Origin of the sequence: Saccharopolyspora sp. NPDC049357 (assembly GCF_040677225.1) — a bacterium.
Classification (GTDB): domain Bacteria; phylum Actinomycetota; class Actinomycetes; order Mycobacteriales; family Pseudonocardiaceae; genus Saccharopolyspora.
On record NZ_JBFAQJ010000015.1, the window covers coordinates 1 to 22,921 of the forward strand.

The window sequence follows — 22,921 nt, forward strand, 5'->3', positions numbered from 1 at the left end:
CTACATGACCGATGAGGCCGTCGAGGGCAGGGACGCGTTCCTGCAGAAGCGGGACCCCGACTGGTCCCCCTTCCCCTGGTACTTCTGAAACCTCCCACCCCTCTTCGGGCAGCACTCCGGACAGGAACAGCCCCGACGGGCGTTCCTCGTCCGGTGCCTCCCGCACGGGTCCGGCCGGGTCGGTGTCAGCACCGGCCCGCGGCCGGGCCCGTGGCGAACCCGACGACTGCTGCGGCTGCGGCGGAGTCCCGGCGAAGACCGGGACGACCAGCACGAACACGAGAAACATCGCCTCCTCCTTCCGCTCACACCAAGAACATCGACCGACTCTTTCGAACACTTGATCGCTCGAACAGGTGAGCTAGTGGCGAAACTCTCGGGTCACCGGCGGAGTCGGCAGCGGCGCCGGTGCCGAGAATGGAGCTCATGCCGAACCCCCGGGAACTCCAGCCGCTTCCAGTCCCCTCGGGAACCGGCGCGCTGGACGTGCTGCCCGAGCTGCGCCGGGCGCTGGACGGTGACGGCCCCGCGCTGCTGCCGGTCGCGGCCGACGCCCCCGGACAGGCGCAGCACCTGATCGGGCCGCTGAACCCCGGCGAGGACGCCGAGCACGACCCGACGGCCCTGGCCATCGCCACCTCCGGCTCGACCGGCACCCCCAAGGGCGCGCTGCTGCCGGCCGGCTCGCTGCGCGCCTCGGCCGAGGCCACCCACCGCAGGCTCGGCGGGCCGGGCGAGTGGTTGCTGGCGATGCCGGCGCACCACGTCGCCGGGATCCAGGTCCTGGTTCGCGCGCTGGTCGCCGGCACCACCCCGCGCGCGGTCGACACCTCCGGCGGCTTCCGCCCGGACGGCTTCGCCGCTGCGGCGCGCGAGCTGCTGGCCTCCGACCTCCCGCACTACACGGCCCTGGTCCCGACCCAGCTGTCCCGGCTGCTCAACGACGGCGGCGCGGGCCTGGACGCGCTGCGCGGCTTCGACGCGGTGCTGCTCGGCGGCGCCGCCACCCCGCCCGCCCTGCTGGCCCGGGCACGGGACAGCGGAGTCCGGGTGACCACCACCTACGGCATGAGCGAGACCTCCGGCGGCTGCGTCTACGACGGCGTGCCGCTGGACATCACCGAGGTCGACGTGGACGGCGAGCTGGGGCCGATCCGACTCGCCGGGCCCATGCTGGCCAGGGGTTACCGCAACCAGCCGACCGCCGCCGCGTTCGCGGGCGGCTGGTTCCGCACGGGCGACCTCGGTCGCTTCGCCGACGGCGAGCTGGAAGTCCTCGGACGCGCCGACGACATGATCATCACCGGCGGGGAGAAGGTCGCGCCGCTGCCGGTCGAGCGGGTCCTGACCGAGCAGCCGGGCGTCCGCGAGGCGTGCGTGCTGGGCGTTCCCGACCCGGAATGGGGGCAGGCGGTGGTGGCCGCCGTGGTGGCCGATCCCGCGGCCCGGCCGGACGAGGAGGCCCTCCGGTCCGCCGTTCGCGAACGCCTCGGCGCCGTGGCCACCCCGAAGCGCATCGCGCTGGTGGACGAGCTCCCGCTGCGCGGCCCCGGCAAACCGGACCGGCGCGCGCTCGCCGAGCAGCTGACCTGCTAGCCGAGGGACTTGCCGCGTGAGCGAAGATGAGGCCCATGGCGACTGTCGCGCAATGGATCGAGGGTGCCCGTCTGCGCACCTTCCCGAATGCGATCGCGCCGGTGCTGGCCGGGTCCGGTGCCGCCGCGGGAGTGGACGAGTTCGACCCGCTGATCGCGCTGCTGGCGCTGGCCGTCTCGGTCAGCCTGATCATCGGGGTGAACTTCGCCAACGACTACTCCGACGGCATCCGCGGCACCGATGACTCCCGCGTCGGCCCGTTCCGCCTCGTCGGGTCGCGCTCCGCGCGGCCGGGCGCGGTGCGCAACGCGGCCTTCGCGTGCTTCGGCGTGGCGGCGCTGGCCGGGCTCGGCGTGGTCGCGCTGAGCGGTCAGTGGTGGATGCTGGCGATCGGCGCGCTGTGCATCGCGGGCGCCTGGTTCTACACCGGCGGCAGCAAGCCCTACGGCTACGCCGGGATGGGCGAGCTCGCGGTGTTCGTGTTCTTCGGGCTGATCGCCGTGCTGGGCACGATGTTCGTGCAGGCCGGGACGGTCTCGGGCTTCGGCATCGGTACCGCCGTGGGCGTCGGGGCGCTGTCCTGCGCCGTCCTGGTGGCCAACAACCTCCGCGACATCCCCTCCGACCGGGTCACGGGCAAGCGGACCCTCGCCGTCATGCTCGGCGACCGCGACACCCGCACGCTCTACACGGCCCTGGCGCTGGTCCCGTTCGTGATCACGGTCCTGATCGGCCTGCGCAACTCCTGGGTGCTGCTGGGATTCCTGGCCCTGCCCCTGCTGCTCATCCCGCTGCGGGCGGTCGTGCGGGGAGCCACCGGCCGCTACCTGATCCCGGCGGTGCGGGACACCGGCTTCGCCATGCTCGCCTGGGGCGCCATCACGGGCCTGGCGCTGGCCTTCGGCTGACGGTGGTGTCCCGCAGCGGGCGGACCGCTGCGGGACACCGCTCGATCACGCGTGGGTCTTGCGCACTCCCAGGCCGAACACGCTGACCGCGAGGAACGGCGCGACGGCGACCACCGCGGCGCCGAGCTGCGCGATCCGGTTCTTGGTGGCGAGCTCGTAGACGGTCACCTGCGATCCGGTGCGGACCCGCACGGGCGTGGTGCAGGTCATCTTCGCCGAACCGGAGAACCAGGGCGTGATCCGGTTGACCTGGTACCGGCTCTCGGCGCGGTAGCTGGTCACCTCGCGCGCTTCACCGCGCTCCGGCACGACGCGGCAGACCGCGGTCTTCTTCTCGTCCGAGCTGGTGATCATCATCGGCTTGCCGTCCCACGAGTAGGCCGGACCCGAGGAGCCCGAAGCTGTCGTGGACTTGGCCAGCGAGGTCCCGCTGAACATCGCCATCCCGAGGAGCACCGCGGCGACCAGGCCGATCAGCACCGCCCATCCGATGGTGATGCCGAGCAACGTCTTGCGATTCATCGGCGTTCCATCCCCCTCACCGCAGGAACGAGTCCGGCGGCTCGTCGTCATATCCGGCGTCGGCGGGCCGGTTCGGGTCGTTGGTGATGACGGTCGCGGCGTCGTAGCCCGCGTCGAGCATCTCCTTGGCCTGCTGCATGTTCCGCACGCTCGCGGCGAAGGCCGCGCGCACCGATTCGTCGCGGAACGCGGTGCCGTCGGCGACCTCGCGCCAGCTGAACTCGCCGTCGTCGACTCGGTGCTGGAACGCGACGATCTCCGCGGGCGCGTTGCCGTCGCGGACGTGCTGCTGGATCTCCTCGATCCGCTCGTCGGTGAGCTTCACCTCCGGCAGCTCGGCTTCGAACCTGGTCGCCTTCGCCAGCGCCTCCTCGGCCTGGCGCATCCGCTCCTCGACCATCTCCTCGGCCGCGCGGACCTCCGGTGTCTTCCAGTCCTGACTCATCGCAGCCCCCCCGATCAGATGCTTCCCGAGGACAGCGGCTGGTGGCCGCTTCCCGCCGCGGTCCGGACCCCTCCGGCGGCGTTCCGCACGCCGGTCGCCGAGCCGCGCGCCCCGGAGGTCGCTTCGGTGACGGCCGTGATGTCGTCCTCGGCCTGGATCCCGACGTTGATGACGTCGCCGAGGCTGTTGGCGTCGGTGATCTTGGCCAGGTTGGTGCCCGCGCCCTTGATGGAGTCGACCAGCTGCACCACCGAGTCGTACATCTGCTGCAAGGCCTCGAAGAGCTCCAGCACCGCCAGCACGATCTCGACGCACTTCTCGACGTTGCGCACCACGTTCGCCCAGCCGGCGACCGGGATCCAGCCGGTGGACGCCGTCTCGATGAGCCGGTCGACCAGCTTCTTGATCAGCTCCAGCGCCTTGTCGGTCATCCGGCGGGACATCTCGGCGGCCTTCTGGAAGCCCTGGCCGACGAGCTGCGCCAGCATCGCGTCGCCTTCGAGCGCGACGGTCCAGGTGCTCACCAGCAGCGTCTCGAAGGCGATGGCACCGGAGCCGTCCCAGCTCTCCCGCAGGTCGCTGATGCCCTGGTTGAGGTTCTTGCGGACCGCTCGCAGGGCTTCACCGATCTGGTTCCACGCCTCGGCGTTGGTCTCGATCTTGGAGAAGTCCCCGGTGACCGGCGAGATCAGCTGCTCGATCAGGTTCTCGCCGGTGACCTGCTCGTAGACCCAGTTGACCGCCTGCACCTGCCAGCCGGCGTCCTCGACGGCCTGCTGCAACGAGTCCTGGTTGCTCTTGCTCGGATCCGCTTCGAGGAGGGCCAGCGGGTCCTCGGCGTCTTCGTACGAAGCCAATTCCTCCGCCCCCTCAGACCTTGATCTCGTCGAGATCGGACTGGATCCGCTGGAGCGAGAGGACGACCTTCCGTTCGACCTCCTCGTATTCCGAGGCTGTTTCGGCGAGATCTTCCCTGACCTTCTGCAGCGCCGAATGCGCCAGCTGAAGCGTTTCTCCGTAGAGCGCCGTCACCGCCTCCACAGCCGGGACCAACACCACCATCAAACCGGTGAAACCGCTCGTGTCGGACGCGGTGCTCTCGGCCCACTCGCCGATCTTCTTGAAATGGCCGGTGTTTCGCTCGAGAAGTCCCTCGAAGCCGTTGAGCTCCGACGGAATCACCCGCAGATTCCCCGCCATCCCACCCCCTCTTGTCGCCGTTCGGGGAGCGCGTTGACGAATCAGCCGCGATGAAAGGCACATCCGGGCGAAAACCGGCGCGATGATCTCGTCGGCTCGTCCGGGCACTGTCACGCGCTCGATACCACGCGTGCGAACTCCCCCAGTCGCGAGAATTCGAACCGATCCGGTCAGACCGCGAACGAGCTTCCGGTGAAGCGTTACGAGTTGGAGATCTTCCGCGTCACACGACAACGGCGGGCAGCACGTACTGGGCGAGGCCCGAAGCGATACCGCACTGGTCGGTGTCGGCCTGGTCGGCGATCACCACGATCTGCAGGGTGGCTCCCGCCACGGGGGCGTAGACGGTGCAGCCGTCGGCCCGCAGGACCTGCGTTCCGCGAACGGTCCCGAGCTCGACCTCCTCGGTCCCCAGGTCGGCGAAACCGGGTGCCTGAGCTCCGATGAGCACTTCGCCACCCCCGTTGCGGTCGGGGAACCCGCATCCGCGCACCGGGGGCTGGATCCCCACCTCGCGCGCCCGCCCGGGCTCGACCTCGAAGGCCAGCGCCGCGATCTCGTCCGGCCGGACCAGCCCGCACAGCTCCTGCGCCGACATCGATCCGAGCATCCGCCGCTGCTCGGGCGGAACCTCGCGGGTGATCGACGGGGCGGTGCTGGTCGCTGTGGACTCGTCGGAGGTGCTGGGCTGCGAGGACGGCGGACTGGGCACCACCTGCTGCACAGCGGTGCAGCCGGCCAGTGCGGCGCTCGCGAGCACCGCGCTGATCAGCAGGCGCTTGGCGACCACCGGTCCTCCTCCACCACGCACGATCGTCCAGCCGCGAGAGACCGCTCCGCTCGGCGGCGCGGGTAGCGGAACCCGATCGGCTCCGCCGCTCTCATGAACAACTCCTAGTCTGCCTGGAACTCACCGGTGCTGTGGAAGTGGTCCAGGATCTTGCGCGGGGCTTCCAGGTCCATGCCCTGGTCGGCGACCCAGCGGTCGTCGAAGTAGGTGTTGGTGTAGCGCTCGCCGCCGTCGCAGAGCAGCGTGACGATGCTGCCCCTGCGGCCCTCGGCGAGCATCTGGGAGACCAGCGCGAACACGCCCCACAGGTTGGTTCCGGTGGAGCCGCCGACGCGGCGTCCGAGGACCTGCTCGGTGCAGCGGATGGCCGCGATGGAGGCGGCGTCCGGGACCTTGATCATCCGGTCGATGGCCTGCCCGATGAACGACGGTTCCACCCTCGGCCTGCCGATGCCCTCGATGAGCGAGCCGGAGTCGCTGGTCAGCGAGGGATCGCTGTCGCGCCAGGCTTCGAAGAACACCGAGCGCTGCGGGTCGACGACGGCCAGCCGGGTCCCGAGCCTGCGGTAGCGCAGGTAGCGGCCGATGGTGGCGCTGGTGCCGCCGGTACCGGCGCCGACGACGATCCAGGCGGGTTCCGGGTGCGGTTCGAGCGCGAGCTGCTCGAAGATCGACTCGGCGATGTTGTTGTTGCCCCGCCAGTCGGTGGCGCGTTCGGCGTTGGTGAACTGGTCCATGAAGTGGCCGCCGAGCTCGGAGGCCAGCCGCCGGGACTCGGCGTAGATCGCGCCGGGCTCGTCGACGAAGTGGCAACGGCCGCCCTGCCACTCGATGAGCGCGACCTTCTCGCCGCTGGTGGATCGGGGCATCACCGCGATGAACGGCAATCCGAGCAGTCGGGCGAAGTAGGCCTCCGAGACCGCCGTAGATCCGGACGAAGCCTCGATCACGGGTGTGTTTTCGGTCACCCAGCCGTTGCAGATGGCGTAGAGGAACAGCGAACGGGCCAGCCGGTGCTTGAGCGAACCGGTCGGATGTGTTGACTCGTCCTTGAGGTAGAGGTCGATCCCCCACTCAGCGGGCAGCGGGTACCGCAGGAGGTGGGTGTCGGCGCTGCGGTTCGCGTCGGCCTCGATGATCCGGACGGCCTCGCTGGTCCAGGCCCGCGTGCGCTCGCAGGAGCGGTCGATGTCGCTGGTCATTCGGCGTCCGCGGGCGCGTCGCCGCGCAGTTGGGCGCGCAGCTGCTCGCGGCGTTCGCGGCGGTCCTCGGTGCGCTCGGCCATGCCGACCGCGACGCGGCGCCGGAGCTTGCCGAAGACCACCAGCGACAGCGGCATGACCACGACGACGGACACGGCGAGGGCGACCAGGACCGGCACCCCGGTCAGCATCAGCAGCACCGCGACGACTGCGACCAGGCCGAACCGGGCCGCGGTGTAGAGCGCGATGTCGCGAGCCAGGTCGGGCTTGACCTCGGACGTCTCGCCGGTCGGGTGCTCGGGGCCCGTCCCGGGGGTCGCGGCGACCGCGGTTTCGGGTTCGTCGGTTCTCGTCTCCTGCTGTTCCCGCACGTCATCCAGGGTAGAGCACCCTTTGGAGCGACCAGCTCGGCATCCGGGGACCGCAGGTCAGAGCGCCCGAAGCGCCGGTTTCGTCCCTTACCTTCCCTTTACCTAAACCCAAACGTTCGAGTACCTGACCCTTCAGGTGCCACGATTGCGACCGGAATGCCCGAATACCAGTTATCGCGAAAAGTGGAGGTCACACGTGACCGCGTCGACTCAGCAGCCTCGGCAGAACGGTCAGGAGCAGCTCCTCACCCCGGGTGAGGTCGCAGCGCTCTTCCGGGTCGACCCCAAGACCGTGACCCGATGGGCGACCGCCGGCCGGATCGGTTCGATCCGCACCCCCGGTGGCCACCGTCGCTTCCGCGAGTCCGAGGTCCGCACCCTGCTGGCCGAGCTGACCAACGATGTGAACCGCACCGCCTGACCGACCGGTCCGGCAGCGGCGAAACATCTCGAAGCGGCGCGGAAGTCAACGCGGCGGTGCGCAGGCCCACTTGCCAAACCCCTCGTGGTGAGTGCCCGAGGCACCGCGGCAGGCGCCGGAGAAAGCAGTCGCAACAGTCGAGAATCACTGCACCAAGTCGAAGATCGCTGGGCGGCCGGCCGATGACGACCGCCGTCCCTGGTGACACCTCGCACGTCCGCGAGGCGTCACCAGGGACCCCGCTCGAACCGGACACCTCCGGACAAAGACACCACCGCCTCTGATTGGCTAGTGTCGTAAGCGGAACGGTTGGAGGTGGCCACGATGATCTATGCCCTCGCCGCCATTGGCGCGCTCACCATCGCTGTGCTGATGTGGAAGGCGTTCGGCCCGCAGGTCGCCACGCCGCGCACCCGAAGAGCACCCGTCGCACCCGACGACGACCCGGACTTCCTCCGCAAGATCGCCGAAGAGCAGCGCAAGAACCAACGCCCGACGGAAGACGACTAACCACCCGTCAGGCAAGGGGCGAAGCCGCTTTCTCAGTACCCCACGAAAGCAACCGGCACCGCCGGGGGTTCTCAGACGCCTTCTGGCGAGGACAGCCGCAGCGCCGCGTATCTCCTCATACTCAAGTCGCGGATCCCGGAGCCAGAAGGCGTCTGCGCCTTCCCCGTCCGGGGGTTTCCCCCACCCGCACCGCCCAGCAACCCAGCCACGGAGTCTTAGGACTGAGCTTGACGCCCAGGCGCGTGGGGAAAGTCGTCGGCGACCATTGCTGCCAGCTCCAGCAGCGCCATCCGCGTCGGAGCCGCCAGCTGGTCGAGCTCTACCTCCGCGCCCTCTTCCAGGTGCGGGTCGAACGGGATGCGCGACACGGCGCGGCAGCGGGACGCGAAGTGGGCGCCGAGCTTGTCCACGTCGACCTTGCCCGATGCCGGGCGCACGGAGTTGATCACGGCGACCGAGCGGGAGACCAGCTCGCCGTAGCCGTGGGCGTCGAGCCAGTCCAAAGTGGCCGAAGCGCTGCGGGCGCCGTCGATCGAGCTGGAGGAGACGATCACCAGCGAGTCGGCGACGTCCAGCACGCCCTTCATGGCCGAGTGCATCAGGCCGGTGCCGCAGTCGGTGAGCACCACGTTGTAGAAGTGCTCCAGCAGCGTCACGGTGCGCCGGTAGTCGTCCTCGCTGAAGGCCTCGGACACGGCCGGATCCTGCTCGCTGGCGAGGATTTCCAGCCTGCTCGGGCCCTGCGAGGTGTAGGAGCGGACGTCGCTGTAGCGGCGGATCCGGTGCGCGTCGCGCAGCAGGTGCCGGACGGTCGCGGTGGTCTCCAGCGGGATCTTCTGGCTCAGCGTGCCGCGGTCCGGGTTCGCGTCGACGGCGATGACCCGGTCGCCGCGCAGCGAGGCGAAGGTCGCGCCGAGCGTGGCGGTCGCGGTGGTCTTGCCGACGCCGCCCTTGAGGCTGAGCATCGCGATCTTGTAGCAGCCCTGCAGCGGCTGGTTGATCCGCGTGATGAGCTCGCGGCGCCGCCGGTCGGTCGGTCCTTCGCCGAAGTTGACCGTCTTGCCGCTGGCCACGTAGACGGCCTTGCGCCAGCCGGACTGCGGCGGTCGCTTGGTCTGCCGGAGCAGCTGCGCGGACGACAGGTCGGCGTTGGGCTGCGGGTGCTGCGGACCACCGGGCTGCTGGTGACCCGGCTGCTGCGGACCGGGCTGCTGGGGCGGCTGCTGCGGGTAGGGCTGGCCGGTCGGGAACGGCCCGGACTGACCGCCCGAGACGGGCGCGTACGGGCTCACCGGGACCGGGCCTGAGCCGCCCTCGGTGACCTGGTGCGGGCCCGAGACCTGGTGGGGACCGGACTGGGTCCCCGGGTATCCGGGCCACGGCTGCTGCTGCTGCGGGTGCGGGTGCGGGCCTGACTGGGACGGGTCGGGGTACACCGGCGCTCCGCTCGGGTAGTACGGCTGCGGGGTGTCCGCGACCGGGAAGGGGCCGGACACGTCGGGCTGCGACGGGTCCACGTACGACGGTTCGGGGTGTTCCGGAACCGGCTTGGGCTGGTGCGGCCGCGTCTCCGGGTCGCTGTAGGAGCCGTTGCCGCTCTTGCTCCCGGCCTCGGTGCCGGCCGGGCCGTCGGCCTGCGGCGAGACGGCACCGACGTCCCGCCTCGTCTCGGGCTCTTCGTACTGTCCCGTCACCGTCGCCGTCCCTCCAACGTTCGAGCCGAGCTGTACCGCGCTTGCGCACAGCAACCTAAACCCACACATACCCCCTAGTCACCATAGGTGGCAGGTAGGCGCCGCGGGTTTCTCACGCCACCAAACGCGATTCACGCCACGGCTGCGAGCCGAACGCGCCGTCGCACTCCTGCGAACGCCGGATCGGGTGCTGCTCACAGCCCGGCGTAGGAGTGCAGACCCGTGACGACGAGGTTCACGAAGAACAGGTTGAAGATCATCACGGCCAGGCCGAGGACGTTGATCCACGCCGAACGCACCCCGCGCCAGCCCGCGGTCGCGCGCGCGTGCAGGTAGGCGGCGTAGACGATCCAGGCGATGAACGCGCAGGTCTCCTTGGGGTCCCAGCCCCAGAAACGACCCCACGCGGCCTCCGCCCAGATGGCGCCGGCGACGATCGCGAACGTCCACACCGGGAAGATGATCACGGTGGCGCGGTAGGCCATCCGGTCCAGCGCCTGGCTGGTGGGCAGCCGCGAACCGAACTTGGTCATCTTCAGCGGGTTGTTCTCGTACCGGCAGCGCAGCAGGTAGAGGATGCTGGCGACACCGGCGAACAGCAGCGCACCGCTGGAGACGATCGCGGCGGCGACGTGGATGACGATCCAGTACGACTGCAACGCCGGCTGCAGCGGCGCGGCCTCCGCGTAGAGCACGGTGCCGGACAGGAACAGCAGCAGCGTCACCGGCAGCATCAGGAAGCCGCCGAGGCCGCGCAGCTGGGCCGGAGTGGCCTCGCGGCGGGCGTTGCGCAGCTGCCGGAACAGCACGATCATCCAGGCGACCACGGCGGCCAGGCAGATCGCCGAGCCGAACTCGTACATGTTGCCCCACGGCACGCGGCCCGTGGCCAGACCGCGGGTCAGCAGGGAACCGAAGTGCACCAGCGCGCCGAGCACGGTCATCGACACGGCCATGCCGCCGAGCCGCTCGGCCAGCGGACGCTTGGGCTGGGCCGGCACGTGGCCGACCACGTCCTTGGCCTCGGAGGACTTCTCCGCGCCCACCAGGGCGGCTTCGCGGGTGCGGGTCGCCGTCGCGACCCGGCCGTAGGCGAACTCGCCGAAGTACAGCAGCATCGCCGCGATGTAGATGACCACCGAGGTGGCGTAGGCCATGTCGCTGTAGTTCGACAGCGTCTCGTTGACCGGCATCAGCTCTTCCTTTCGCGCGCGGTCCCAGAGTCCGCGCGGGGCTGGGGCGAGTGGTCGACATCCGCACCGAGCAGGTCATCGGCGATCCGGGCGAACTCCTCGCCGTACCCGGCCTGATCGGTGCGGGCGAGCCCGCCGACCTCGACAACGGTACGCGCGGCGGAGCTTTCGGCGGATTCCGGGTGCGGAGCCGCCCGCACCCAGATGCGGCGGCGCTTGACGATCAGCGAGGTGCCGAGTCCGAAGATGATGAGCACCGCGAAGGCCAGCACCGATGTCTGGAACGGATCGTGCGAGACCTGCAGGTTCGCCCAGCGCTCGACGCCGTCGAAGCGGACCGTGGTGCCGTCGTCGAGGCGGATCTCCTCGCCGACGCGGACGTTCTCCCGGGCCACCCGGTTGAGCCTGCCCTGCTCGACCATCGACTGGTCGACGCCGAAGATCGACTGACCCCGTCCGGAGTCCAGGCCCAGGTCTCCGCGCATCACGTCGATGGCCGCGGTCGGGTCCAGCAGGTCGGGGAACCCGGAGCTGAGGATCTTGCCGTCGAACGCCGCGGTCGGCGCGAACAGGCCGGTGATCGCCAGCTGGCTCTGCCTGCGCTGCACCTCGTCGGTCACGCCGGGCTGGTCGAACTTGGTGGCGCCCTGCGAGAGCATCGTCTGCGGCGACATCGGCTGCCACTGCACGAGACTGGTGCGCTGCTGGCCGTCCGGCCAGGTCACGGTGAACCGGGGCGCGTAGCCGTTGCCGGTCAGGTAGATCCGGTCACCGGCGGTGCGCAGCGGGTGGTTGACCTGCAGCGTGTAGGGAAGCCAGGAGTTCGTCTCCAGCCCCTCGCCGGACTGGTACTGCATGCCCACGCGGTAGTTGGCCACCTGGCCGTTGGGCTGGTAGTCGACGTCGAAGTCGTCGACCTTGACGCAGAACGGGGACAGCTGGGTGCCGTCGACGGACAGGCCCGCGCGGAACGAGTCGTAGTTGTAGGTGCCCGAGTTGCAGAACTCGGAGCCGTCGGCCACCACGATGACCTGGCCCTCGTAGCCGTAGAGCTTGCCGCCCGCGAGGCCGATCAGCAGTCCGACCAGGGCGAAGTGGAACACCAGGTTGCCGACCTCGCGGAGGAATCCGCGCTCGGCGCTGATCGACCGGGCTCCGTCGGTCTCGGTGTGCTCGACCGTCCGCCAGCCGCGCAGCCGGGTCTTCGCCGCGGCGATGGCCTCGTCGACCGAGGTGTCGTCGAGCGTCTTCTCCGCGTGGTGCGGCAGTCGGCCCAGGTTGCGCGGGGTGCGGACCGGCTTGCTGCGCCACTGCTTGAAGTACTCCCAGCAGCGCGGCAGCAGGCAGCCGATCAGCGAGATGAACAGCAGCACGTAGATCGAGGCGAACCAGACCGAGCTGAAGACCTCGAACATGCCGATCTTGTCCAGCAGCGGCGCGATGTCCGGGTACTGCTGGAAGTACTTGTCCACTTCGGACCGGTTCAGCGAGCGCTGCGGGATCAGCGCGCCCGGCAGCGCGGCCATGGCCAGCAGGAACAGCAGCACCAGCGCGGTGCGCATGGACGTCAGCCCGCGCCAGGTGTTGCGCAGGAAAGCGAGGGCGGTCGTGAGGTGGTCGCGCATCAGATCGGCGTCTCGAATCCGGCGATCGGGCCACGAAGCATCGAGATCAGCTCTCCCCACAGACCGGTGACGAGCAGCAGGCCCACCACCACCAGCAGCACTCCACCCGCGATCTGGATCGCGCGGCCGCGCCGCCGCAGCCAGCCCGCGCTGCGCACCGCCCAGCGGGCGCCCAGGGCCAGCAGCACGAACGGGACGCCGAGGCCGACGCAGTAGGCGAGCACCAGCAGGATTCCGCGCAGCGCGGTTCCGGTGTCCACATCGGTGCCGGCGGCGACCGAGATGACGCCCACCAGAGTCGGTCCCAGGCACGGGGTCCAGCCGAGGCCGAACACCGCGCCGAGCAGCGGCGCGCCCCACACCCCGGCGCGAGGCACGCGGTGCACCCGCACGTCGCGCTGCAGGGCGGGGATCAGGCCGAGGAACACCAGGCCCATCGCGACCGTGACGACTCCGCCGATGCGCTGCAGCAGCAGCTCGTTGGTCAGCAGCGCGTCGGACACCCCGAGCAGCAGCAGCGCTCCGGCCGCGAACACGACGCTGAAGCCGGCCACGAACAGCAGCGCGGCACCGGCCACCCGCCATCGGCCGCGCCGGTTCTCCTCGGCTTCGGCTTCGTCGACCGGCGGCGAATCCGCGCCCACGACACCGGCGAGGTACGCCAAGTAGCCGGGCACCAGCGGGACCACGCAGGGCGAGGCGAAGCTGATCGCCCCGGCGAGCGCCGCGATAGCCGCCGCGAACAGCAGCGGTCCGGACGCGGCGAGCTCGGTGGGGTTCACGCTTCGAGGGTAGGAAAGCCGACGTCGCCCTCACGCACCGGGCTCGGTGAACCAGCCCGCGAACCCCCAGGTGAACGCGATGCCCAGGCACGAACCACGCGCCAGGAGGACGTTGGTCCCACCCATTTCAGGACCAACGACCACCCCCGAGAGGCACAAGTCACAACCAATCACCGTCAGGCAAGCACCGAAGGTGCTTTCTCCTTGCCCCACGCACGCGACCGGCACCGCCGCGGGTTCTGACACGTCTTCTGGGGAGGACAGCCGTAGCGCCGTGTATTGGCATACATCAGTCTCGGATCCCGGAGCCAGAAGGCGTGTCAGGTTCCGCTACCCGCACCGCTGAGCAAAAGGACCACAGAGCAGTTGGAGTGAAATTCGATCCCTACGCAGCAGGCTCGGACGCGATCTTCTGCACCTCGGGAAGCAACTCACTCTCCAGCATCTCCGTCAGGAAGATCGCCGCGACCCGGTGCTGCCGGTCGAGGACGATCGTGGCCGGCACGGTGCTGCGCGGGAACTGGCGCAGCGAGAGCAGCGTGCGGCCTGCCGGGTCGAAGATCGACGGGTAGCTCAGGCCGCGGTCGCGGTGGAAGTCCGCCGCCGCGCTCTGGTCGTCCCGCACGTCGATGCCCAGCACCTTCACGCCCTGCGGACCGAGCTTGTCCTGCACGGCCTGCAGGTCGTCGGCTTCCGAGCGGCACGGTCCGCACCAGGAACCCCAGATGTTGAGCACCACGACCTGGCCCTGGAAGTCCTGGATTCCCAGCTGCTTCCCGGGGTTGAGCAGGTCGTCGCCGGAGAGGTGGCTGATCCGTCCCCGCTCACCAGCCGGGTAGAAGATGCGCGTCTGCCCGCCGGGCGAGACGAAGGTGAACTCGCCACCCGCCTTGTTCGAGTCGTCGCCCTCGGTGGCGCAGCCACCGACCATCGCCAGCACGGCCGTCATCAGGCCGAGCCGCAGAAGAAGCTTCCTCATGCGCCCGTCACTCTCGGATCGGTGCCACCTGCGGGCTCGACGTAGGCCACCCGCACCAGCTCTTCGCCGCGGAACACCAGCGTCGTCACCGACGCCAGCGAGCACTGCCTGCGGCGGGGGTCGTGCCACATCGGCTTGCCCTCGACGTAGCGGCGCAGCGTCCAGATCGGCAACTGGTGCGAGACGCACACCGCTTCCCGCCCGGCCGCCGCGGCACGCGCGCGGTGCGCGGCGCCGAGCATCCGGTGCGCGATTTCCAGGTAGGGCTCTCCCCAGGAGGGCGCGAACGGGTTCCACAGCTTCGGCCAGTGCCGGGGAGACCGCAGGGCACCGTCGCCGACGGAGACCTTCAGGCCCTCGAAGCGGTTGTCCGCCTCGATGAGCCGGGCGTCGGTGGCCACGTCGACCTGGAACATCGCGCCCAGCGGGCGGGCGGTCTCCTGCGCGCGCTGCAGCGGCGAGGAGATCACGCGGGCGATGTCGTGCCCGGAGAGGAACTCCGCGACGAGCTTGGCCTGCTGTTCGCCCTTGTCGGACAGCCGGTAGCCGGGAAGTCGGCCGTAGAGGATGCCCTCCGGGTTGTGCACCTCGCCGTGGCGGAGGAAGTGCACGAGGGTCTTCTCAGCCTGGGGTTCGGTCATTTCGACGCCTCCGGGGCGGTCGCCGCGGCGGCTGCCCGCGCGGCGTGCGGCAGGGCGTCGGCGATCTGCTCGAAGGCGGCGTCGTCCATGGCGGCGTTGACGAACCAGGTCTCGAAGGCGCTCGGCGGCGGGTAGATGCCGCGCGCGAGCAGCTCGTGGAAGAACGCCGGGAAGCGCCAGGTCTGCTGGGCCTGGGCCTGCTCGTAGTCGTGCACCGGCGTCTCGCTGAAGAAGATGCTGAGCATGTTGCCCGCCGAGGCGATCTGGTGGACCACGCCTTCGGCGCTGAGCGCGGACCCGATGAGCTCGCGGAGCCGGTCGGCGTTGCGGTCCAGCGCCGCGTAGACCGAGGCGTCGGCGGCGCGGAGGTTGGCCAGGCCGGAGGCGACGGCGATCGGGTTCCCGGCGAGCGTGCCCGCCTGGTAGACGGGGCCGGTCGGTGCGAGGCGCGACATCACGTCGGCGCGACCGCCGAAGGCTGCGGCGGGAAGACCACCGGACATGACCTTGCCGAAGGTGTAGAGGTCACCGGCGACGCCGTCGATGCCGAACCAGCCGGCTGCGGAGACGCGGAAGCCGGTCATCACCTCGTCCATGATCAGCAGCGCGCCGTTGGCGCTGGTCAGCTCCTTGAGTCCGGTGTTGAAGCCGGGCACCGGCGCGACCGTGCCCATGTTGCCCGCGGCGGCCTCGGTGATCACGCAGGCGATCTCGTCGCCCTGCTCGGCGAAGACCTGCCGCACGGCTTCGAGGTCGTTGTAGGGCAGCACGAGGGTGTCGGCGGCCTGCGCGCCGGTGACGCCCGGCGAGGTCGGCAGGCCGAGCGTCGCGACGCCCGAACCGGCGCTGGCCAGCAGCGCGTCCACGTGACCGTGGTAGCAGCCGGCGAACTTGACGATCTTCTGCTTGCCGGTGAAGGCGCGGGCGAGCCGCACGGCGCTCATCGTCGCCTCGGTCCCGGAGTTGACCAGGCGGACCTGCTCGACCGGCTCGACGCGGTCGATGATCTCCTGCGCCAGGTCGATCTCACCGGTGCCGGGCGTGCCGAAGGACGTGCCGTGCACCGCCGTGTCCCGCACCGCGGCGACGACGTCGGGGTGGGCGTGCCCGTTGATCATCGGGCCCCAGGACGACACCAGGTCGACGTAGCGGTTGTCGTCGGCGTCCCAGAGGTAGGCGCCCTCGCCGCGCACCATGAACCGCGGCGTGCCGCCGACGGATTGGAAGGCGCGGACCGGGGAGTTGACGCCGCCGGGCGTCACCGCCTGCGCACGCTCGAACAGCTGCCGCGACTGCGGAGCCGGATCGTCGTGCCGGGTCGAAGCGGAGTTCGCAGAAGCTGTCACGCCCCCCAGTTTGACACCCCCCGCGCTGTGGCCGAGCGCACACCATTTCAAGGACTGGTCAACGGTCACCGTGCGTGTCGGTGCGGGTGGTGGAACCCACGGCGGTGCGGGCCGAGTCCCCCACCTGAAGCAGCGGCTCCGCCGCGACCGACCTCTAGCTCCCCGCTCGGATGGCGAGGCCGATCTGGCGCAGGGCGTCGATGAGCAGCAGTCCGGCGAAGGTGGCGGCGATGACGGCACCGGACAGCCAGCTGCCGATGGAGCGGGTCACCACGTCCACGGCGCCTCGCGGTCCGGGCAGGTAGATGGTCACCACGCCGCGGTGCCACGCCCACCACGCGAGCAGCACCAGCGCTACCGCGGCGACCAGTTCGATCCCGGCCACGGCCGCGCGCCACGGCTGGTTCAGCCGGCCACCCGAGCGCACCGGTTCGGCGTCGCCGTCGAGCTTCGGCCCGCTCGCGGGCCACGGTTCGGCAGTCGTCACGGCGGAAAGCGTCTCACACGTCGCGGGCGTCGAGGACCGCGCTGATCCGGTCGGTGCGCTCGGCGTGCCGGGCCGCGTCGTGCGAGAGGTGACCGAGCAGCCGGTAGATCCGCTCGTGGTACTCGGGAAGGTCGAGGTAGAAGATCGGTTCGTGGTGCATGACCCGGTTGCGGAAGTCGAGCATGCCCATGAAGTCGTCGTGCAGCGCGTTGCGCGGGCCCGTGTAGTGGGGGAACGCGCGGTGCGCCGCGGGGACCCAGATCTGCCGGTCGTGGGTGCGGCTGAGCAGCGAGACCCAGAACCCGAAGGTCAGCTCGGCCACCACGTCATCAGGTGTGAAGTCCGCCCGGCGTTCGATCTTGCGGCGCGCGCGGCCGATCTTGAACTTGGCGTTGTCGGCCAGCTGCGCGACCTTCCACCAGTCGTCCCGGCCGAAGCGCTCCCGGAGGCGGTGGTGCAGGGCGTTGCGCAGAGACACCTCCAGCCAGTGCAGCGGGCCGTAGAAGGCCGCCGAGACCTGCACGTTCCAGTCGTAGAGCCGGACCGCGACGTCGACGTCGCCACCGGCCTTCTTGAGGTAGCGGTCGAAGCGCGATTCCGACAGCAGCTCCCGCACCCAACCGGGGAGCTCGACGTCGTCCCTGGTCATGGGGCTTTCCTTTCGACCGCTGTGGATCTCGTGCTAGATTGGACGGCGTAGGCCCCGGGTCCGCCTCTGCTTCGCGCATGCCGCCCGGGGCACTTTGCTGCCTAGAGCTCCGACGAGCGCTTCTCGACGAGGTTCGCGAGTTCGGCCGACAGCTTCTCGTGGTCCTTGGCCCAGGCCAGCACGACCGTGTCGTCGGTCAGCCGCAGCGGGATCTCGCCGGTGCCCTTCGGGACCGTCCAGCTGCCGCCCAGCACGCGCGCCCCCACGGGCGCACCCACGTCGCTGACCTGGGCGATCTTCTCGACGGCGAGCGCCTCCCTGCCGAGCACCAGTTCGGACGTCGTCAGGCTCACCGCGAGCAGCCGCCGCCTGCCGTAGACCCAGATGGCCGCGCCGACGGCGAGCGCGAGGCCGACCAGGATCCACCCGGCGAGGTGCTGCGGGCCGAGCGTCAGCTGCTCGGCGAGGAGTCCCAGCAGCGCGAAGGCCGGGCCCCACAGCACCGGCCACCAGCTGCTGCCGCGTTCGGAGTACAACACCGGATCGCTCATCGCTCACCCGTCAGGAAGTCGGAGCTCTGCTGCGCCCACATCAATACGGTTCCGGCGACGCCCAGCACAAGGAGCAGGACGGGGATTCCGAAACCTGCACCCGAAACGACCATCAGCACGGCGTGCACCGCGGCGAACGCGGTGAGCGCGAACCGCGCCCACGCCTGGCGGCGGAACACCAGCGCCCCCAGCGCCAGGTAGATCACCGCCATGACGACCCCGACGACGGTGTTGATCAGCAGCAACCGGCCTTGGACGGCGGGATCGAACCAGGCCAGCCCGGTCTCCAGCAGGAGCAGCAGGGCCACGACCCACCACAGCACGACCGCGATGCGCAGCGGTTTCGGCGGTGCCATCAGTACCGGCGGTTCGACGCGTCGAAGTAGGCGTTGGACTTCGCCGTGAAGACCAGCGCCACGAAGGCGACCGTGCCGACCACGCCCAGCCCTCCCTGCACGTAGCTCAGCGCGTAGTAGCCGCCGGGCAGCGCCTCGGTCTCGCTCAGACCGGTCGCCATGCCGCCGGAGGCGAGGGTGCCGATGCTCGACATCGCCCAGAACGCGGCGAAGATCGTCAGGGTGACCCGCGCCCAGTTGCGGCCGGCCCGCAGCTTGAATCCGAAGGTGATCCACAGCCCGGTCAGGATCAGGTAGAAGATCGTCAGGATGACGAAGAAGACCATCATCACGCCGTTGACCGCGGAGGTCACGTCCGCGGCGACGTCCTCCGAACCCCCGCCGATCGAGTCCTGCACCCAGCCCTGCAGCACCAGGTAGCTGACCACGTTGAGCACGGTCACCAGCAGCGGGAGCACGACGGCGATCCAGAACGCGGTCTCGACCGTCGCGGGCCGCTGCGGCACGGCCATCTCGTGGACGGGCACCGGCGGCGCGCTGAACGGGTTCTGCGAGTAGGGCTGGTATCCGCCGGGCTGCTGCTGCGGAAAACCGCCGGAAGGAGTCCCCGACTGCGGGTAACCACCCTGCTGCCAAGGATTCTGCGGGAAGTTCACGTCCGAACCCTAGAAACCAGCCGATACCCCTGTCCACCGGTTCAGGTCAAGTACCGCGAAGAGGACGTTCACATCACCACCCGACTCCGGCGAGCGGAGCAACCGGGTGGTTCAGCGGGGCTGGAGGTACTGGTTCGACGGCGCCAGGTACGCGTAGACGATGGTGGCGGCGATCGTCGCGAGCTGGAGGACGGCGACGAGGGCCGTGATGATCCCGCCGGCCGCGCCTCCGATGACCGTGGGGATCGTCAGCAGGAACCACAGTGCGCCGACCACCGTGATCACGATGCGCGCCCAGTTGCGGCCGTTGCGCATGAAGATCAGGAACATGATCCACAGTCCCGCCAGGACCAGGCAGAACACAGCCGCGATCGCGATCGTGACCTGGAACAGCGCGCGGGCTTGATCGAGGCTGAGCGCCGGCTGACCGGTCGCTCCCGCCTGTCCCAGCACCGTCTGCAGCTCGGCGTCGCTGATCGTCGCGAACGCCAGCGCGAACATCACGAACCCGACGACCGGGCTGGCGATCCCCGCCCAGAACGAGTTGTCGATCGTGCGCGGGCGCTGCGACCCCGGCGACCGCTCCGGCGGTGGCGGCGGGGCAGCGCCGTACGGGTTGACTGCGTCTGGCGGCGTCACCAGGCCAGCCTAGGAACGGGCCGAGGCCGTGTCCATCGAACGGTCACCACACGTTACGAGGTGGTTGCGGACGGAAACCGCGGGACTCGCGGAAGAACCGGTTCGCCTCGGGCCGGTACATGAACACGATCGCCGCGACCTCGACGGCGGCCACGAGCACCGCGAACACCACGTCGACGCCGCTCACGGTCATCCCGGTCAGCTGCTTGATCAGCGCCGGGCCGACCAGCGACACCGTCAGCACGGTGATCACGGCGTTGAACACGCCGAAACCGGCGAACACGGTGAGCGTGATCCGGCCCCAGTTGCGGCCCTCCAGCATCCGCCTGCACAGCAGCACGTACACCATCAGCGTCAACGCCTTGAACATGAAGGTGAACATGATGCCGCTGTTGGCGGCGGCGTCCAGGTCGGTCTGGGTCATCTCGGGTTGCAGCTGGCGCAGCTCGCCGATCAGCCGCTGCCGATCGAGGAGTTCGACGAACGCCTGCACCACGCCGACCAGCACGGCGCCGATCCACAGCCACCGCGCGGTCTGCAGCGCCTTCGGCGGCTGCGGGGGTTCCGGCGGCGGGACCGGTCGGCCGAAGGCGTCCACCCGCTGCTCCAAGTCGGTCATGCGCGCGCGTCCTGCAACCACTGCGCGGCTTCGGTGGCCCAGTAGGTGAGCACGACGTCCGCTCCCGCGCGGCGGATCGAGGTCAGCGCCTCCAGCACGGTGCGCTGACGTTCGAGCCAGCCGTTGGCCACCGCCGCCTCGATCATCGCGTACTCGCCGGACACCTGGTAGGCGGCGACCGGGACGTCGGCCACACCGGCGATGTCGCGCAGCACGTCCAGGTAGGACATGGCCGGCTTGACCATCACCATGTCGGCGCCCTCGGCCAGGTCGAGGTCCGCTTCGCGGAGGGCTTCGCGGCCGTTGGCCGGGTCCTGCTGGTAGGTCTTGCGGTCGCCCTTGAGCTGGGAGTCGACGGCCTCGCGGAACGGGCCGAAGAACGCCGAGGCGTACTTCGCGGAGTAGGCCATGATCGACACGTCGTCGAAGCCGGTGGCGTCCAGCGAATCCCGGATCACGCCGACCTGACCGTCCATCATGCCGCTCGGCCCGACCACGTGGGCACCGGACTGCGCCTGCACCACGGCCATCTCGCCGTAGATCTGCAGCGTGCGGTCGTTGTCGACGTTGCCGTCCTCGTCCAGCACGCCGCAGTGGCCGTGATCGGTGAACTCGTCCAGGCACAGGTCGGCCATCAGCACCGTGCTGTCGCCGACCTCGGCGCGCAGGTCGCGCAGCGCGACGTTGAGGATCCCGTCGGGGTCGACCGCGCCGGAACCGTCCGCGTCGTGCTTCTCCGGCACGCCGAAGAGCATCAGCCCACCGACGCCCGCGCTGACCGCCTCGACGGCGGCCTTCTTCAGCGAGTCGCGGGTGTGCTGCACGACCCCGGGCATCGACGTGATCGGCACCGGCTCCGAGGCGCCTTCGCGGACGAACATCGGCAGCACCAGGTGCCGCGGCTCCACGGAGGTCTCGGAAACCAACCGACGCACCGCCGGGTTGCGGCGGAGTCGACGGGGACGGCTCGTCGGATACATAACAGCGGCTCCCCAAGCTGACTAGGCGGGGTGACACCCCGAGCGTAACCACTCCGGAAATTCGGACTCCGGAGACCTCAACCGACAGTGATCGTCCCCTCAACCCGAGACGGTCTCGAGGGACTCCAACAGCGGTGTTCGTCCCGGTGAGACGCCGAAGGGCGCCCGGACGTGGTGTCCTGGGCGCCCTTCGGGGTCTCGATCGGCGTTCGTCGCCGGATCAGCTCCGGCGGGCTCGCTTGGCCTTGCGCGGGGGCGGCAGCGCGCCTTCCGCGCGGAGGCGGGCAGCGTGGGCCGCGAGGGCGTCGACCAGTTCCTCGACCCGGGGGGTCTCGGGCTGGACGTCGACCCGCAGACCGAACTCCTTCGCCGTCTCGGCCGTGTTCGGGCCGATGCAGGCGACGAGCGTGCGGGCGTGCGGCTTGCCCGCGATGCCGACGAGGTTGCGGACCGTGGAGGACGAGGTGAAGCAGACGGCGTCGAAACCACCGGTCTTGATCATCTCGCGGGTCTCCGCGGGCGGCGGAGCCGCGCGGACGGTGCGGTAGGCCGTCACGTCGTCGACCTCCCAGCCGCGCTCCTGCAGCCCGGCCGACAGCGTCTCGGTGGCGATGTCGGCGCGCGGCAGCAGCACCCGGTCAACCGGGTCCAGTATGTCGTCGTGCGGCGGGAACTCCTGCAGCAAGCCCTCGCTCGACTGGTCACCCGAGGGCAGCAGCTCCGGGATGATGCCGAAGGCGCGCACCTTCTCCGCGGTGGCCTCGCCGACGCAGGCGATCTTCACACCGGAGAACGCGCGGGCGTCCAGGCCGAACTCCGCGAACTTCTCCCACACCGCGCGGACCGCGTTCGCCGAGGTGAACACGACCCACTGGTAGCGGCCGTCGACCAGGCCCTTGACCGCGCGCTCCATCTGAGCGGGGCTGCGCGGCGGCTCCACGGAGATGGTCGGCACCTCGTGCGACACCGCACCGTGCGACCACAACCGCTCGCTCATCACGCCGGCCTGCTCCTTGGTGCGCGGCACCAGGATCTTCCAGCCGTACAGGGCTCGGGACTCCCACCAGGACAGCTTGCTGCGCTCGGAGACGATGTCGCCGATCGTCACCACCAGGTGGCCCTGCAGCTCGCCGGCGTCGGCGGCCAGCGAAGCCAGCGTGGTGTCGATGGTGCGCTGCTGCACCGTGGTTCCGGACGCGGTCACCGCGACCGGTGTGGTCGCCGGACGGCCGTGCTCGACCAGCCGCGAAGCGGCCTCGGCGAGGTGGCTGCCGGTGGTGTGCAGCACCAGCGCGCCGGGCACACCCGCCAGCGCCGGCCAGTCCGCGTCACCGCGGACGTCGACCTCGGTGTGCACCGCGCCCAGCGCGATGCCGGCGTAGGCCGGAACCGCGCTGCCGCCGGAAACACCGGGGATGACGTCGAACGGAGCCTCGGTCTTGGAAACCTCCTGCGTCTCGCGGACCACCGCGTCGGCGGTGAGCGGGTCACCGGCGACCAGGCGCACCACGTTGCGGCCCGTGTCGGCCTCGTTCACCAGGTCCTTGGCCACGTCGGCGGGGTCGCCGACGGCGGGGCGGACTTCCGCCCCCTCGGCGGCCATCGCGACGATGTCGGCGGGTACGTCCGGGTCGGTCACCAGCAGCGAAGCGCGGGCGATCACATCCCGGCCCCGAACGGTGAGAAGTCCCGCGTCACCGGGACCGGAACCCACGAAAGCAATCCGTCCGGGGGTCTTACGTGCTCGGGTCATCAGGGC

28 protein-coding genes are annotated in these 22,921 nt (G+C 70.1%); 4 read left to right on the top strand and 24 right to left on the bottom strand.

Annotated features, from left to right (window positions below; translation table 11 throughout):
• Nucleotides 1-289 (bottom strand): hypothetical protein (locus tag AB0J91_RS14955; RefSeq protein WP_363868494.1); only part of this gene is annotated, 289 nt, incomplete at its 3' end.
• A gap of 137 nt (nucleotides 290-426) precedes the next feature.
• Here AB0J91_RS14955 and menE point away from each other — a divergent pair.
• Together menE and AB0J91_RS14965 are read left to right on the top strand one after the other, a co-directional pair.
• On the top strand, nucleotides 427-1,596 hold the full coding sequence (gene menE, locus AB0J91_RS14960) for an o-succinylbenzoate--CoA ligase (protein ID WP_363868497.1): 1,170 nt from the start codon (nucleotides 427-429) through the stop codon (nucleotides 1,594-1,596).
• A gap of 35 nt (nucleotides 1,597-1,631) precedes the next feature.
• Entirely contained in the window at nucleotides 1,632-2,504 is an 873-nt protein-coding gene (locus AB0J91_RS14965; RefSeq protein WP_363868500.1) for a 1,4-dihydroxy-2-naphthoate polyprenyltransferase, read from the top strand.
• 45 nt (nucleotides 2,505-2,549) lie between these two features.
• Here the strand turns inward: AB0J91_RS14965 and AB0J91_RS14970 are convergent, their stop codons facing one another.
• The 7 genes from AB0J91_RS14970 to AB0J91_RS15000 form a co-directional block, all read right to left on the bottom strand.
• The gene (locus tag AB0J91_RS14970; RefSeq protein WP_363868503.1) at nucleotides 2,550-3,026 is read right to left on the bottom strand and encodes a hypothetical protein; all 477 of its coding nucleotides are present in this window, start codon (nucleotides 3,024-3,026) and stop codon (nucleotides 2,550-2,552) included.
• A 16-nt stretch (nucleotides 3,027-3,042) separates the two neighbouring features.
• On the bottom strand, nucleotides 3,043-3,471 hold the full coding sequence (locus AB0J91_RS14975) for a hypothetical protein (protein ID WP_363868506.1): 429 nt from the start codon (nucleotides 3,469-3,471) through the stop codon (nucleotides 3,043-3,045).
• Between the two features lie 14 nt (nucleotides 3,472-3,485).
• Entirely contained in the window at nucleotides 3,486-4,328 is an 843-nt protein-coding gene (locus tag AB0J91_RS14980) for a hypothetical protein (protein WP_363868509.1), read from the bottom strand.
• A 13-nt stretch (nucleotides 4,329-4,341) separates the two neighbouring features.
• Complete coding sequence (locus tag AB0J91_RS14985) at nucleotides 4,342-4,671, bottom strand: hypothetical protein (RefSeq protein WP_363868512.1); 330 nt, start codon at nucleotides 4,669-4,671, stop codon at nucleotides 4,342-4,344.
• Between the two features lie 223 nt (nucleotides 4,672-4,894).
• Nucleotides 4,895-5,461 carry a DUF3558 family protein gene (locus AB0J91_RS14990; protein WP_363868515.1) on the bottom strand — a complete coding sequence of 189 codons (567 nt, stop codon included), beginning with the start codon at nucleotides 5,459-5,461 and terminating at the stop codon, nucleotides 4,895-4,897.
• A gap of 104 nt (nucleotides 5,462-5,565) precedes the next feature.
• Nucleotides 5,566-6,663 carry a PLP-dependent cysteine synthase family protein gene (locus AB0J91_RS14995; RefSeq protein ID WP_363868518.1) on the bottom strand — a complete coding sequence of 366 codons (1,098 nt, stop codon included), beginning with the start codon at nucleotides 6,661-6,663 and terminating at the stop codon, nucleotides 5,566-5,568.
• Nucleotides 6,660-7,034 (bottom strand): DUF4229 domain-containing protein, encoded by a 375-nt coding sequence (locus AB0J91_RS15000; protein WP_363868520.1) that lies wholly within the window; start codon nucleotides 7,032-7,034, stop codon nucleotides 6,660-6,662. Before AB0J91_RS15000 ends, AB0J91_RS14995 begins: the two co-directional genes overlap by 4 nt.
• A gap of 196 nt (nucleotides 7,035-7,230) precedes the next feature.
• Between AB0J91_RS15000 and AB0J91_RS15005 the strand changes: the two genes are divergently transcribed.
• Together AB0J91_RS15005 and AB0J91_RS15010 are read left to right on the top strand one after the other, a co-directional pair.
• A complete protein-coding gene (locus AB0J91_RS15005) occupies nucleotides 7,231-7,455 on the top strand; it encodes a BldC family transcriptional regulator (RefSeq protein WP_093414319.1) in 225 nt (74 codons plus the stop codon).
• A gap of 324 nt (nucleotides 7,456-7,779) precedes the next feature.
• A complete protein-coding gene (locus AB0J91_RS15010; RefSeq protein ID WP_363868523.1) occupies nucleotides 7,780-7,965 on the top strand; it encodes a hypothetical protein in 186 nt (61 codons plus the stop codon).
• Nucleotides 7,966-8,180: 215 nt separating this feature from the next.
• On the opposite strand, the gene AB0J91_RS15015 is transcribed toward AB0J91_RS15010, so the two are convergent.
• From AB0J91_RS15015 to AB0J91_RS15090, 16 genes are all read right to left on the bottom strand, one after another.
• On the bottom strand, nucleotides 8,181-9,659 hold the full coding sequence (locus tag AB0J91_RS15015; RefSeq protein WP_363868526.1) for a MinD/ParA family protein: 1,479 nt from the start codon (nucleotides 9,657-9,659) through the stop codon (nucleotides 8,181-8,183).
• Between the two features lie 194 nt (nucleotides 9,660-9,853).
• A complete protein-coding gene (gene ccsB, locus AB0J91_RS15020) occupies nucleotides 9,854-10,852 on the bottom strand; it encodes a c-type cytochrome biogenesis protein CcsB (RefSeq protein WP_363868529.1) in 999 nt (332 codons plus the stop codon).
• The gene (locus AB0J91_RS15025; RefSeq protein ID WP_363868532.1) at nucleotides 10,852-12,477 is read right to left on the bottom strand and encodes a cytochrome c biogenesis protein ResB; all 1,626 of its coding nucleotides are present in this window, start codon (nucleotides 12,475-12,477) and stop codon (nucleotides 10,852-10,854) included. Before AB0J91_RS15025 ends, ccsB begins: the two co-directional genes overlap by 1 nt.
• Nucleotides 12,477-13,259, bottom strand: coding sequence for a cytochrome c biogenesis CcdA family protein (locus AB0J91_RS15030; protein WP_132671813.1), 783 nt, complete (start codon nucleotides 13,257-13,259; stop codon nucleotides 12,477-12,479). Before AB0J91_RS15030 ends, AB0J91_RS15025 begins: the two co-directional genes overlap by 1 nt.
• A 385-nt stretch (nucleotides 13,260-13,644) precedes the next feature.
• Nucleotides 13,645-14,238 carry a TlpA disulfide reductase family protein gene (locus AB0J91_RS15035; protein WP_363868535.1) on the bottom strand — a complete coding sequence of 198 codons (594 nt, stop codon included), beginning with the start codon at nucleotides 14,236-14,238 and terminating at the stop codon, nucleotides 13,645-13,647.
• Entirely contained in the window at nucleotides 14,235-14,879 is a 645-nt protein-coding gene (locus tag AB0J91_RS15040) for a histidine phosphatase family protein (RefSeq protein WP_363786028.1), read from the bottom strand. Before AB0J91_RS15040 ends, AB0J91_RS15035 begins: the two co-directional genes overlap by 4 nt.
• The gene (gene hemL / locus AB0J91_RS15045; protein ID WP_363868538.1) at nucleotides 14,876-16,225 is read right to left on the bottom strand and encodes a glutamate-1-semialdehyde 2,1-aminomutase; all 1,350 of its coding nucleotides are present in this window, start codon (nucleotides 16,223-16,225) and stop codon (nucleotides 14,876-14,878) included. The genes AB0J91_RS15040 and hemL overlap by 4 nt, the downstream gene beginning before the upstream one ends.
• A 154-nt stretch (nucleotides 16,226-16,379) precedes the next feature.
• Nucleotides 16,380-16,712 carry a hypothetical protein gene (locus AB0J91_RS15050; protein WP_363786024.1) on the bottom strand — a complete coding sequence of 111 codons (333 nt, stop codon included), beginning with the start codon at nucleotides 16,710-16,712 and terminating at the stop codon, nucleotides 16,380-16,382.
• Nucleotides 16,713-16,725: 13 nt separating this feature from the next.
• On the bottom strand, nucleotides 16,726-17,361 hold the full coding sequence (locus tag AB0J91_RS15055) for a hypothetical protein (RefSeq protein WP_363868541.1): 636 nt from the start codon (nucleotides 17,359-17,361) through the stop codon (nucleotides 16,726-16,728).
• A 101-nt stretch (nucleotides 17,362-17,462) separates the two neighbouring features.
• A complete protein-coding gene (locus tag AB0J91_RS15060) occupies nucleotides 17,463-17,912 on the bottom strand; it encodes a hypothetical protein (RefSeq protein ID WP_363868544.1) in 450 nt (149 codons plus the stop codon).
• Nucleotides 17,909-18,268 carry a hypothetical protein gene (locus AB0J91_RS15065; protein ID WP_363868547.1) on the bottom strand — a complete coding sequence of 120 codons (360 nt, stop codon included), beginning with the start codon at nucleotides 18,266-18,268 and terminating at the stop codon, nucleotides 17,909-17,911. Before AB0J91_RS15065 ends, AB0J91_RS15060 begins: the two co-directional genes overlap by 4 nt.
• Entirely contained in the window at nucleotides 18,268-18,924 is a 657-nt protein-coding gene (locus AB0J91_RS15070; RefSeq protein ID WP_363868550.1) for a hypothetical protein, read from the bottom strand. Before AB0J91_RS15070 ends, AB0J91_RS15065 begins: the two co-directional genes overlap by 1 nt.
• Before the next feature lie 111 nt (nucleotides 18,925-19,035).
• Entirely contained in the window at nucleotides 19,036-19,563 is a 528-nt protein-coding gene (locus AB0J91_RS15075; protein WP_363868553.1) for a hypothetical protein, read from the bottom strand.
• Between the two features lie 43 nt (nucleotides 19,564-19,606).
• A complete protein-coding gene (locus AB0J91_RS15080) occupies nucleotides 19,607-20,182 on the bottom strand; it encodes a hypothetical protein (protein WP_363868556.1) in 576 nt (191 codons plus the stop codon).
• A complete protein-coding gene (gene hemB, locus AB0J91_RS15085; RefSeq protein WP_363868559.1) occupies nucleotides 20,179-21,162 on the bottom strand; it encodes a porphobilinogen synthase in 984 nt (327 codons plus the stop codon). The genes AB0J91_RS15080 and hemB overlap by 4 nt, the downstream gene beginning before the upstream one ends.
• A 220-nt stretch (nucleotides 21,163-21,382) precedes the next feature.
• Nucleotides 21,383-22,915, bottom strand: a complete 1,533-nt coding sequence (locus AB0J91_RS15090; protein ID WP_363868562.1) for a bifunctional uroporphyrinogen-III C-methyltransferase/uroporphyrinogen-III synthase — start codon at nucleotides 22,913-22,915, stop codon at nucleotides 21,383-21,385.
• Between the last annotated feature and the right edge of the window lie 6 nt (nucleotides 22,916-22,921).

Excerpts from the sequence above, each read along its gene's own strand:
- AB0J91_RS14985 (WP_363868512.1), bottom strand. The coding sequence starts at position 4,671 with ATGGCGGGGAATCTGCGGGTGATTCCGTCGGAGCTCAACGGCTTCGAG.
- AB0J91_RS14965 (WP_363868500.1), top strand. The coding sequence starts at position 1,632 with ATGGCGACTGTCGCGCAATGGATCGAGGGTGCCCGTCTGCGCACCTTC.
- AB0J91_RS15010 (WP_363868523.1), top strand. The coding sequence starts at position 7,780 with ATGATCTATGCCCTCGCCGCCATTGGCGCGCTCACCATCGCTGTGCTG.
- hemB (WP_363868559.1), bottom strand. The coding sequence starts at position 21,162 with ATGTATCCGACGAGCCGTCCCCGTCGACTCCGCCGCAACCCGGCGGTG.
- AB0J91_RS15090 (WP_363868562.1), bottom strand. The coding sequence starts at position 22,915 with ATGACCCGAGCACGTAAGACCCCCGGACGGATTGCTTTCGTGGGTTCC.
- AB0J91_RS15055 (WP_363868541.1), bottom strand. The coding sequence starts at position 17,361 with ATGACCAGGGACGACGTCGAGCTCCCCGGTTGGGTGCGGGAGCTGCTG.
- AB0J91_RS15025 (WP_363868532.1), bottom strand. The coding sequence starts at position 12,477 with ATGCGCGACCACCTCACGACCGCCCTCGCTTTCCTGCGCAACACCTGG.
- AB0J91_RS14975 (WP_363868506.1), bottom strand. The coding sequence starts at position 3,471 with ATGAGTCAGGACTGGAAGACACCGGAGGTCCGCGCGGCCGAGGAGATG.
- AB0J91_RS15040 (WP_363786028.1), bottom strand. The coding sequence starts at position 14,879 with ATGACCGAACCCCAGGCTGAGAAGACCCTCGTGCACTTCCTCCGCCAC.
- ccsB (WP_363868529.1), bottom strand. The coding sequence starts at position 10,852 with ATGCCGGTCAACGAGACGCTGTCGAACTACAGCGACATGGCCTACGCC.
- AB0J91_RS14970 (WP_363868503.1), bottom strand. The coding sequence starts at position 3,026 with ATGAATCGCAAGACGTTGCTCGGCATCACCATCGGATGGGCGGTGCTG.
- AB0J91_RS14995 (WP_363868518.1), bottom strand. The coding sequence starts at position 6,663 with ATGACCAGCGACATCGACCGCTCCTGCGAGCGCACGCGGGCCTGGACC.
- AB0J91_RS15060 (WP_363868544.1), bottom strand. The coding sequence starts at position 17,912 with ATGAGCGATCCGGTGTTGTACTCCGAACGCGGCAGCAGCTGGTGGCCG.
- AB0J91_RS15035 (WP_363868535.1), bottom strand. The coding sequence starts at position 14,238 with ATGAGGAAGCTTCTTCTGCGGCTCGGCCTGATGACGGCCGTGCTGGCG.
- AB0J91_RS15080 (WP_363868556.1), bottom strand. The coding sequence starts at position 20,182 with ATGACCGACTTGGAGCAGCGGGTGGACGCCTTCGGCCGACCGGTCCCG.
- AB0J91_RS15065 (WP_363868547.1), bottom strand. The coding sequence starts at position 18,268 with ATGGCACCGCCGAAACCGCTGCGCATCGCGGTCGTGCTGTGGTGGGTC.
- menE (WP_363868497.1), top strand. The coding sequence starts at position 427 with ATGCCGAACCCCCGGGAACTCCAGCCGCTTCCAGTCCCCTCGGGAACC.